This window comes from Herpetosiphonaceae bacterium (assembly GCA_036374795.1).
GTDB lineage: Bacteria > Chloroflexota > Chloroflexia > Chloroflexales > Kallotenuaceae > LB3-1.
Genome location: DASUTC010000188.1, coordinates 1 through 10,746, shown reverse-complemented (window position 1 = coordinate 10,746; position 10,746 = coordinate 1). Strand labels below are relative to the sequence as shown.

Sequence of the window (10,746 nt, the reverse complement as noted above, 5' to 3'; positions counted from 1 at the left end):
AGAGATGCAGCCGCCATCATGTCGCTTTACCCCACCACACGGAGCGAGCTGCTGAGCTTCGCGAGGGCTCGCCAACCCTGCCGACCCTCCGGCCGCTCGCGGCGCGGTCTCGAGACCCAGACCCAGAGCCGCCAACAGCTGCACCCGCGTGCAGTGTTTTACGAGCTGCAAACGCAACAAGGCGCACCGATGCACTGACAGTGCTTCGGCACGCCTCGATAGAGCGCAGCTGAGAGCTTCAGACGGCCGCGGGCGGCGCGAGTGACCCGCAGATCGGCACGGCTTCACCGCGGCGAGGTGGAGGCGTCCAGACAAGCCAGCTGGCCATTTGCAGACGCGTCTGCTTGATGAGCGCTTCCGTCGCATCGCTCGCGCGACGCCAAGCCGTGCGGATCAGGCCGGCACGGATGCAGTAACGGTTAATCACGCCTTCTGCTTGGCCGCGGCACTCGAACGGCTCGCACTTCGCGCGAGGCGTGCGCCAGCGCTGCAACAGATCGGTGCACTCGTCGATCTCAGCGAGATCGCGCTGCAGCGTTCGCACGTTGTACGGCTCGCGCAGCGCGCTCCGGAGCATGAGCACGAGCAACGTTTGCGGAACACCGCACGTCACTACAAGCGGCTCATCGCTCGTGCTGCCCGTGACTGCACTGCGCGGCAGCTCGAACGGAGACATCAGCAGGAACACGATCAACGCGACTTTCCGACGCGCACGAAACGCCGCCCAATCGTCGCGCTGAAGCTGGCCGGGCACGCGATACAGGCCGGCCGCTTCGACCTCGAGGGCGATGCCCGCACCGCATGTTTTCCGCACCCATTCGAGCGCGCCAGCGATCGCGCGCGTGTCGTCTAAGAAGTCGTGGCACAGGTCGAAAGCTTGGCGCGGAACCTCGAGGCAGCTGAGCTTGCGGCGATCAGCTTCACGGTTCGCTTTGGCAACGGCCGCGTGCATCGCGCGGCAACGGCGCACCCAATACGCGAGCGCGCGCGGGTTGCGCGTCAGCGACGAGGGCGCGCCGGGCTCGCGCACCGGAGCACCGTCAGCGGAAGCTTTCCGCTGCGATTGTTTCCCAGACTGCGCGCGCGATCTGTGCTTGCCCGCTCGAGGCGCTGTGCGCCCCCCGCTGACGTTCGGCGCTTCGGCCGACACCGTTGGAGCGGCGGAGGGCTCGCGCCCCCCTAACTCGCCGCCACCGGCCGCCACGGGGCTTTGGTAGAGCTCTACCTCACCCTCCGGCAGGGGAGGGCGAGCGAACCGCTCGAGCGCACCGAGCGCGAGCGCTTCGACGCGTGCCCTAGCCTTCGTGCTGGCTCCGGCGTCCGTCAGCTCGGGCTCGTGCGCCACCAGCTCGCGCACCCCGAGCGCGCGCTCAGCCGCGAGCATCGCCTGCTTGGCGCGCTCAGCCCCGCACCAGTCCGGCACGACGGACGGATCTTCGCCGTTTGGTTGGGCGTCGTGCTCGTTTTCGTGTAGGTTTGTTGGCACTCGGCGGCGTGGAATAGACGCAAGTCGGGTAAGCGCGGAGACGGATGGAACGTCGAAGCGCAGCGGGTTGAGAGGCCTCTCGCCGACTGGCGATCAGCTCAAAACCCCGTGTCTCTGTGGTGCGGAACGAACGCACCAGCAGAGGCACGTTGTTCGCACGTAGTGATCGCGATCTCCAAGTTTTAGGGGAAGGGTATCTGTTGAGCGACAGCCGCCGCACACGGGATCTCCTGTGCGCACGCTCCCCGATCGTCAAACGATCACGCGCACTTGCGGACTGACGCTGATCGCACACCTGAACTTAAAAAAGTGCGAGCAGAGGCCACAGCACCGCCCAAATTCGAATTGCGATCGGCGATCTGAGGCCCGTTTCGCACTGCGTTTGGCTCGATTCTCGAGGCTTTTCGATCACATCGCGCTCGAGCCCCGCTTCACCGAAGACGGCACCGGCCGGAAGTGATCGAGGCCGGTCTATTTCCAGTGTTCAAGAGGCGCAGCATGTGCTCGCAGCGCAGACGCAGATCCGCCAGCAGCTGACGGCGGCGCACACGTGCGCGTTGCGCTCACTGAAATTCTTCACATGACGCGCTGCGCTTGAGCCGCTGACGGCTGCACTGCGATCCTGTGCGACACCTTCACCCCTTTTGAGGAGATCGCAGCGCATGGCCCAAAACACGAGCCTCACCAAAGAGCAGGCGATCCGCCGTCTCGCATCGAGCGCGCGCCGCAATGCGCGTCAGTGCGTCGCAAACAAAGCTGTTCAGGTCGCTATCGTGCGTAAGATCGCGCTGGCGAGCGGCGCTGGACTGATCGGCGGACTGAAGCGCGCGGGCGTGCCCAACACGATCGGCGATTCGTTCCCCTGGAAGCTCGCAGCGTGGCCCGTGCTGCTCGTCGCGGAAGCCTTCATCCCGAACGACTGGATCAGCGCCATCGCGGGCGGTCTCGGCGATGCAACGCTCGTGACGTACACCGATCGCCTGATCGTCAACACGGCCGACCCTAACGCGAAGTGGTACCAGGTCGCTGGCGAGCTGCCCTGAGCGCAAGAGCATCCGCGCAATCACGCGCGGTGTAACTAAAGCGCTGCAGCCGTGAGCTGCAGCTTGCGCGAGCGTCGCCTGCGGGCGCTCGCACGAGTGTTTGCATGGCTAGAAACGACGACTACGTTAGCGAGATTCTAAACCGTGTTGCCGGCGAAGATGACGACGTCGCAGGCGAAGACATGGACGTTGCCGGCGACGATGAGATCGGACTCGACAGCGAGACCGAGTCTTATATCGCTGGTGAGATCGCTGGTCTCGTCGAAGTCGGAGCGCTGACGGAAGTCGGCGCGCAGAAAGCACGCAAGGTGATTCGCAAGGCAACGCTTGCGAGCCGAGCGGGCAAGCAACAGCAACGGCCAGCGCAGAACCGCGCAGCCGCGCGACCACAAGCACGACCTCAACAAGGAGCTGCGCGACCCATGGCACAGAATCAGTTTGTACGTTCGACACGCGAGACGGAGCGGCGTGCGCCGCTCGGTTTCACCGAAGATGGAACCGGCCGCAACTATTTCAGCCTGGCGGCCACCATCGGCGCCACAACGACGATGCGCGCGAAGGTCTCGCGCGCCGCACACGTCGATCGCCTCCTGATCGTCCCGAGCGCTTCCGGCGTTACGGTGCAGTCGATCCAAGTGGGCGACGAAGAGCAAGTGTTGGCTCCAGGCGTTCCCGCGGAACTGTACGGTCCGAGCGCGCTGAATGACAGCCTGAGCGACAACTTCAGCCCGATCGGGCCTGGCCTGGACTTCGTGATCACCCTCAAAAACACGGTGGCCACGGCGATCACGGGGACCATCGGCACCAAGTGCACGGTCTACCGCTGACACTTCCTTAGCGGCGCAGCCGTCAGCTGCTTGCAGCTAACGGCTGCGTACGCTCAGCCTCGGTCACAACACCCCCCAGAGCGGTTGTGTGCCCCGTGGCCGCTGAAGACTGAACGGGGCTTGATCACGCAGACACGCAACCCACACACACGACGGAGGCCACATGGGCGCGATGACACTGGTTTCGCCACGAACAGACGCAGACGTGGACACCGGGCGCCAGCTTTACGAGTGGGTGCGGAGTCGCAAACCGGACGCGCTTTTCAACGTCACAGCCGAGCGCGTGTCTCTGCGTATGCGCTTCATGAACCAGGCGGATCTTACGCTCGGGCTCGACTGCCTCACAGCGTGGAACATTCGCCAGCTGCAGCGCAACACGCTTCCGCCGCTCTATGAGGCGGGCATCGTGTACGAGCGCGAGATCCTGTGCACGCACGACGGCGTGACAGGCATCTGTGAGGAGTGGTGGACCGCGCTCGAGCTGCACAAGCGCAAGAGCGGCGATTGCGAGGACCTCTCAAGCCTTCGTAGCGCTGAGCTGATCCTCGGAGGCGAGCAAGCGCGCGCGCGCGCGAAGCGCTCGAAGATCGGTTGGCACATCCAAGTGCATCGAGCAGACGGCACGATCGAAGACCCCAGCGAAAAACTCGGAATGTGAACGCATGAAAAACTCCGCCGCTCTCCCCGCTGTTGTGCTCGGTGCTGCTGGTCTCACGATCGCAGGCATCGCAGCGATCGCCGCCGCGAAGCGTGCGCCAGGACAACAGCAGCCGGGACAGAAACCGAACCCGCAGCAACCGCCAGCAGCCAACGGCGGCAGCAAGTATTCGCCCGAAACCGCTGCAGCGATGCTCAAGCTGTATCTGACACGCTCGACCATCGCGCCGGAGGATTGGGGCTCGAAGCAGAGCCCGAACCCGATCATCGCCGACGCACAGCGCGACATGGGTGGCGTGGCAGTCGATGGCATCTATGGACCGAAGACGCAGGCACGCGGCGCAGCGCTCACCATGTCGAGCTGGCCAGCTCGACCGGCACCAAAAGCTGCAGCGAAGCCGAGCAGCACGATCCCCAGCAACCCGGTGAAGGTGACCAGCTCGACGACCACCGCCTCGAGCTCCAAGCCGACCACCCCCCCAAAAACCGCGGCAAAGCCGAAGACGCCGAGCGCGAGCGCTCCGACTCCGAACGCGCCACCGGGCGGCGCCACGGTCGATCTGTCGGCTCAAGTCGTCACCACGGAGCGCAGCCCCAAGCAAGCCGCGCAAGCGCTCCACGCGTACGTCACGGGCGTCATTCGCAGCGGGCGCGGCGCTACGGAGCTGGGCAGCAAAGCGGCCCGCAACAACACAGTGGCCGTCGCACAGCGCGACATGCGCGGGCTCGAAGTCGATGGCATCTACGGCCCCAAGACGCAGGCACGCGGCAAAGAGCTACTAGGCATCGAGTTCCCGAGCCGCTACGGCACAAGCACGAAGATCAAGCCACCCGTGCCGCCGCTCACAGCTGCGAACGAGCAACAGCGCGCCGCTGAGGGCTTGCTCGCCTACCTCTCGAAGCCGGGCGCCGATCAGGGCGCCAAAGGCAGGCCGGCCGCGTACGTGAAAGCAGCACAGGCCGCGATGGGTGGCCTAACTGCCGATGGCATCTATGGACCCAACACGCGCGCGCGTGGCGCCGCGCTGACGGGCAAACCGTTCCCACCACGCAAGTAGAGGAGACATCAACATGCCGCCGACAGCGGCAGCCGTCGAGCTGCCAAAACAGACGATCGACTACTTCGAGCACCCGGACGGATCGATCAGCGCGAAGGTGACGATCCTGTTTCCCGACGGGCAGAAGCAGGAATACCTCGAGAGCGTCACGCCTCAAGAGCTAGAAGCTGTTGCAGGCGAATACGTCGGCGCCGAGCTGGCGATCATCGGTCCCGATGGTGAGGTCGGCTTTGGGTTTCTGAAGAAAATTGCGAAGGGGATCAGCAAAGCAGCCAAGGCTGTTGTCACGTCGAAGGTGTTCAAGGTCGCAGCGACAGGGCTGGCGATCGCGAGCCCGATCCTCGGACCGCTCGCGCCGGCAGCGCTTGCAGCTTCGGCCGGTATGGGCATCGCAAGCAAGCTCGCGAAGGCTGGCGCTGCAGCTGCGAGCGGCGCGAAGGAACTGGCGAAGCAGATCACCGCATCGGCACACGTCGACGCGAAAGCCCTCACCAAGACCGCAGCGGGCGCCGCGCAGCTGATGAAACACGCCGACGCGAAGCGCACGGCGGCGGCCAACGTTCCCGCGCGCAAGGTCGCAGCGAAGCCCAAACCGAAGCCGCAGCCGCGAGCTGCAGCGCCAAAGGCGGCGCCGGCGAGGCCTGCGGCAGCTCGACCCGCGGCGCCGGCAGCGCCGGCAGCTCGATCAGAGGCCGATCTGCTCGCGCGCGCGCGAGCTGGACGCGTTCGCAGCAACAAACCCGGCAATATCAGCGATCAGCAGCTGCTGGCGGCGCATCGTGCTGGCCGCATTTTTTGGGTGGTGTGAATGAGCATCGAGAAGATTCCGTTTTCGGGTGGCGTCGTGGAGCTGCGCGGCAGCAGCTCACAGACGATTACGCTCGACAGCAATACACCTGTGGCTGTGAAGTGGGAGCCAGCTGATCGCATCGCGCTAGACGTAGAGGTGCGCGCCGCAATCCAGCAGTATCCCGGACTCAGCAACCAAGCGATCATGCCTGCCCCGTGGGTGCGCTTCCAAACATCCATCGGCCACGGCCGCAGCATTTGGGACGAGCCCCCGAGCAAGTTCGTGCGGGATAACTTCGGCTTTGGGCACGACGATGTGCCCGGCAACAAGGAAATCAGCTGGCCGATCATGCCGGGCCGCGGTCTGTGCCACCGATGCACGGCGCGCGAGTTCACGATCGCCTTCAAAAACTGCGGCTGGTACGGCGGCGAATACACGTTTCGCGATGAGAACGGAGGACTCGAGGAAATCGACTCGGGCGGCGGCGTGATGATTCCCACGTTCCCGAAGATCACGCTCACAGTGAGCATACAACCCGTTTACGGGCTCGACACCGCGCTCAGCTATCGCTATGCGCATTGGGACTTGCGCGACCACGATAAGCGCGTGATTGCCTTTCCTGCAGGCGCGCGCGAGTTCCGCATCTTCGATCTCAGCGGCCGACAGATCGAAGAGAAGCAGCCGCCAGACGGTTGGATGGACCCTTGGGTTACGAGCGATGCATTCCCAACGCGGTTAACCTACGTCGATCAGCTTGGCGCGACCGTGGGCACAGGCGATGACACGCCAGTGGCGTACATCGAAAGTGAAGAGTGGAGCCCGATACCGCTGTTTGCGTGGGGCTTCATGGTCAACCGCAACAGCACAAGCGAAGTGATCGCGACGACTGCCGAGCAGTTCACCGTGGAGTTTCGCTAGCGCATGGCCGCCGCGCTTCCACCGAGCGTCGCCGCGCTCGTGACCGCGGCGGCGGTTCGCTTCAAGGTGCGCCCCGCGCTGGCGCGCGCTGTTGCGTGGGTGGAGTCGCGAGGCAATCAAGCCGCAGTGTCACCAGCGGGCGCTATCGGTGTTATGCAGCTCATGCCTGCGACCGCGCGCGGGCTCGGAGTGGACCCGACCAACTTGCATCAGAACATCGAGGGCGGCGTCCGTCTGCTCGCCTCGCACTTGCGCGACTTTTCGGAAGAGCTGGCGCTCGCGGCGTACAATGGCGGCACCGTGCAACTGTACAAAGACCCCTCACAGTGGCCACCTGAAACACGCGCTTACGTGCCTGCAGTCATGGCACGCGCAGCGCTCGAGGAAGGCGCCGATCCGCAACCCAGCTCGACGTTGACCGACATCGACGCGCAAGGCAGCTCGAGCGCGCTCGTGCTCGGGCTCGCAACCGTGGGCGCTACAGCCGTCTTACTGATCGCAGCAAAGAAGGTGCTGTCATGACACCCGAAAAGCTGCAGAGCTGGATCTATCGGCCTGTCACGAACAGCAAAACGCTGACCCTGACTTTCGTGCCGACGCTCGGGCAAGAGAGCACGATCGCAACCTGGACGCGCGAAGAGGTGGAAGCGCTACGCGAGCAGGGCGGGGTGCACGGCGAAGACGTGCTCGAGACCGCGCGCGAGCACATGGCGGCCGAGCGCGAGCGCGACACCTGCAAGTTTGTGCTTGCATGGTGGGGCGACAAGAACGCGAACCCGCTGCGCTCAACCGTGCTGAAGCTGAAGCCCGACGAATCGACTGCGCCCCCCGATCCGCTCGAAACACTTGCAGCTCAGAGCGGCGGCAATGCGTTTGCGCAAATGCTGCCGTTTTTTCTCAACCACATCTCCCAGACGCAGCGCGCGACGATCGGCTCAATCGGCGTGCTGCTCGCAGCGCACGAGCGCACAGCTTCCATGCAGCAACGCGTGATCGAGAGCCAGCAAGCGCTGATCCAAAAGCTGCTCGAGACGAGCGACGAGCGCGCGCCCGTGGATGCAGCGATGGGTGAGGCAAAGGCTCGCGTGTTGGAGAAGCTCACGAACGCGATCCCTGACGTGGTATCCGCAGCCGTGCAGCTCGCAGCTGGCGGCGGCAAGCTCGCAGCGCCGGCCGCACCCGCGCAGATCGCGCCGCCGAAACCGAAGTCACGCGCGGAGCTGAAAGAAGCCGCGCTCGAGGCGCTCGGAGCCCTCGAGCCCGACGAGATAGCGGGGCTAGTCGTCGATGGCACCGAAGACGACGGAGCGACGGATGACGCGCACTAAGCAGCAGCGCGCCCGTGTGCTGGCGAAGCTGGCCGAGGTGGATTGGCTGCGGCTGATGCAGCGCGCTTCAGTGTTCCTGAGAGACTTTCGCGGAGACGACCCGCGCGACATCCAAGACGATCACGTAACAGAACTTGAGCGCAGCCAGCGGCTGCGCGCTGCGACCGAGGGCGTCACCAACCCGCGCCGCCGCAGCTCGAACCGATAAGGGGATCCCATGGCCACCAAGCGCAAGCAGAGCACGAAGAAAGCAGCCGCCGCACCCGAGCAGAAGCCGAAGCGCCGCAAGCGAAAGAAGGCTGCCAAGCGCCGCAAGCGCGCCGCATCGAGTAGCAGCTCGAGCGCGAGCGGCGGCAGCTCGAAGCGCCGCGGGCGGAAGCCGCTGCAGCTCGTGCTGCGCGTCGAAGACGTGGCGATCAACAGCGCCGCTTTGCAGCGCCTCAGCGACGCCCAGCGGGTCGATCTGGCCGCGATGGACCCGCGCAAGCGCACGTTCGCAACGCGCCCCGCGTGGGCCGCAGATGACGCCGCGTGGCGTCGAGCTGTGCGGCTGGTCAGCCCGCATTGGTCGCGACTGCGGAACCCGTGGCCGACCGTCGCATGGGTGTATTTGCACTCGGGCGGAGCAGTCGCTGAGGGTCGGCGCGGGCTCGCCGCGCGCGAGGATGACGCGCCCCCAGCACGAGGCGCGCGCGCCCGAGCTCGCGCCACTACACGCAGCACACACGACGCTTACAACGATGCAGAAGACGCTGCGCCGCGCGGGCAAACCGTGCGCGTCGAGCAGCTGCACGTCGATGAGACCGGCATCGATCAGAATGGCCAATACCGCGGGCGCGGGTTGTGGTGGCGCGTCTGGAATGCATCGCTCGACAGCGTTGTCCGCGCGACCAGCGCCGCAGCTGCGCGCAAGCTCGTAACCGGATCGTTCTAACGACGGAGGCAGCTGATGGCGACGGACAGACTCATTGCGATCGTTGTCATGACAGTAACGATCGGCGCTTGTGCGTTCGTCGCCAAGCTCTACCAGCTCCCCGAGCTGTACGCTGTGTGCGGGCTCTTGACGTATTTTCTGGGCTCACTCACAGGCAAACCGACGCAGAAGCGCATTGAGCGCACGCTGCGGAAGCTTCCACCGGCCGAGTTAGACAAGCTCTACGAGCGCGTCAGCGGCCGACCTCCGCAACCGTCCAACGCACCCCCACCCGTGAGACTCGACAATGCCTGAGAGCTTCCACGATCGACAGTGGCGCCTAAAGGACGACGCCACCGCCCCCGACCCAGCAACGCGCAACGAGATACAGCTCGCAGCGCTTGGCGAGCGACTCGGCCAGATCCCGCTTCCGGTGCAGCTCGTGAAGCCGGCGAACGGTTGGGACACTAGTTTTGATCTCGATCCGCTGGTGATGACAAACCCGGACCTCGCCGCCAACGGGTGGACGATCAGCCTCACACATTCACCCTACACCGTGCTGACGCGGGCTGGTGACGTGCGATGGCTTGATCACCTATGGGGCGCCGCTCCCAGCGGCCAAACTGCCGGCGTCACTTACAACTATCCGCCCGCTGCTGGCACGTACTACAGCACGCTGTTTGGCGGTCGCTTGCTTCTGCAGCTTCCAGGCGAGACCGACATTTCGATCTGGAGGGCGACGAGCAATGCGCCGTCGATCTACTCTGCAGGCATCGGCGGCGGCAGCACACACAACAATATGCGGTGGATGTACATGGCCAACGGCGCCCCGGGCGCAGCCGGCGTCACGTGCGCTTGGATCAACGACGGTGCGGCAGGGGTAACCGCAGTGGCCGCGGGAATGGGCGTGCAGGACGCGGGATACGGTGCGCAAGCTGTGCATTATGCGATGGAGGCTTGGGCGTCGCAGGTCGGCCACGCCACGGGCCGCTATATGCGCGCAAACTGCCGCCCTCTGTTTGGCCACGGAGCAGGCGGCTATCTGGCGGTTGCCGCAGTACTCGACACGCAGCACGGCAACGGCATCTATGCGAACACGTCGCGGTGTGCCGTTCGACTGCGCTCGGGGCCGATCACGTTTCACAGCAACGTTGTGGCACCCGTCGAGCTGTTCTACATCCGACGCCGCCCACACCGCGCCGCGGCTTACTGGTGATTTTTCTCGCGCTTGCGCTTCAACTCTCACTCAGAAGGATCAGACAGATGGCCTACACACCGACACCGGAGTTTATCGCAGCGCTCGAGCAGATCGACGCGCTGATCGCTGACACCAACACGCCTGCGCCGGTCGCTTCTCTTGCGACCGCAACAAAGGCAGGGATGATGGAGCTTGCTGCCAAGCAGCAGATGCTGCAGACGATGGTCGAGCAGCAGGAGCAGCTGCAGAGCCAGCAGCTGATGGCTGCACCATCGAAACAGGCGCAGCAGATCTCAGACACCGAGCAGCAAGACGGCGTGATCGAAGCCGCGCCGCCGCCGCTCTCGGTTCCTCCCGGCACGTACGAAGCACCACGCACTCCAGCAGCCGCGGCATCTGCAGTGCCGAGCAGCTACGAGGCTTTCCGCGGCGACCCCCAAGGGAAAAAAGATAACCGTTAAGTACATGCAGGCGCGCGCGCTCGCTTCCACCGGGCGCGCGCGACCCTGCGCTAAACGATCACGTCGC

The 10,746-nt window shown here is 64.9% G+C and carries 14 protein-coding genes; 13 read left to right on the top strand and 1 reads right to left on the bottom strand.

Annotated elements, in window-relative coordinates; translation table 11 throughout:
* Positions 1–198, top strand: a 198-nt coding sequence (locus VFZ66_13995; GenBank protein HEX6290300.1) for a hypothetical protein, incomplete at its 5' end; no start/stop codon positions are given.
* 40 nt (positions 199–238) lie between these two features.
* Here VFZ66_13995 and VFZ66_13990 read toward each other — a convergent pair.
* Positions 239–1,384 (bottom strand): hypothetical protein, encoded by a 1,146-nt coding sequence (locus VFZ66_13990; GenBank protein ID HEX6290299.1) that lies wholly within the window; start codon positions 1,382–1,384, stop codon positions 239–241.
* A gap of 764 nt (positions 1,385–2,148) precedes the next feature.
* Here VFZ66_13990 and VFZ66_13985 point away from each other — a divergent pair.
* From VFZ66_13985 to VFZ66_13930, 12 genes are all read left to right on the top strand, one after another.
* Positions 2,149–2,529, top strand: coding sequence for a hypothetical protein (locus tag VFZ66_13985; protein ID HEX6290298.1), 381 nt, complete (start codon positions 2,149–2,151; stop codon positions 2,527–2,529).
* 104 nt (positions 2,530–2,633) lie between these two features.
* Entirely contained in the window at positions 2,634–3,356 is a 723-nt protein-coding gene (locus tag VFZ66_13980) for a hypothetical protein (GenBank protein ID HEX6290297.1), read from the top strand.
* Positions 3,357–3,519: 163 nt separating this feature from the next.
* Positions 3,520–4,014, top strand: a complete 495-nt coding sequence (locus VFZ66_13975; protein ID HEX6290296.1) for a hypothetical protein — start codon at positions 3,520–3,522, stop codon at positions 4,012–4,014.
* A gap of 4 nt (positions 4,015–4,018) precedes the next feature.
* Positions 4,019–5,071, top strand: a complete 1,053-nt coding sequence (locus VFZ66_13970; protein HEX6290295.1) for a hypothetical protein — start codon at positions 4,019–4,021, stop codon at positions 5,069–5,071.
* A gap of 13 nt (positions 5,072–5,084) precedes the next feature.
* A complete protein-coding gene (locus VFZ66_13965; protein ID HEX6290294.1) occupies positions 5,085–5,879 on the top strand; it encodes a hypothetical protein in 795 nt (264 codons plus the stop codon).
* Complete coding sequence (locus VFZ66_13960) at positions 5,880–6,779, top strand: hypothetical protein (protein HEX6290293.1); 900 nt, start codon at positions 5,880–5,882, stop codon at positions 6,777–6,779.
* A 3-nt stretch (positions 6,780–6,782) separates the two neighbouring features.
* A complete protein-coding gene (locus VFZ66_13955) occupies positions 6,783–7,301 on the top strand; it encodes a lytic transglycosylase domain-containing protein (GenBank protein ID HEX6290292.1) in 519 nt (172 codons plus the stop codon).
* On the top strand, positions 7,298–8,107 hold the full coding sequence (locus VFZ66_13950) for a hypothetical protein (protein ID HEX6290291.1): 810 nt from the start codon (positions 7,298–7,300) through the stop codon (positions 8,105–8,107). The genes VFZ66_13955 and VFZ66_13950 overlap by 4 nt, the downstream gene beginning before the upstream one ends.
* Positions 8,094–8,315 carry a hypothetical protein gene (locus tag VFZ66_13945; protein ID HEX6290290.1) on the top strand — a complete coding sequence of 74 codons (222 nt, stop codon included), beginning with the start codon at positions 8,094–8,096 and terminating at the stop codon, positions 8,313–8,315. The genes VFZ66_13950 and VFZ66_13945 overlap by 14 nt, the downstream gene beginning before the upstream one ends.
* Before the next feature lie 9 nt (positions 8,316–8,324).
* Entirely contained in the window at positions 8,325–9,041 is a 717-nt protein-coding gene (locus VFZ66_13940; GenBank protein HEX6290289.1) for a hypothetical protein, read from the top strand.
* Positions 9,042–9,327: 286 nt separating this feature from the next.
* Entirely contained in the window at positions 9,328–10,236 is a 909-nt protein-coding gene (locus VFZ66_13935; protein HEX6290288.1) for a hypothetical protein, read from the top strand.
* Between the two features lie 47 nt (positions 10,237–10,283).
* Entirely contained in the window at positions 10,284–10,679 is a 396-nt protein-coding gene (locus tag VFZ66_13930) for a hypothetical protein (protein HEX6290287.1), read from the top strand.
* Positions 10,680–10,746: the final 67 nt, after the last annotated feature.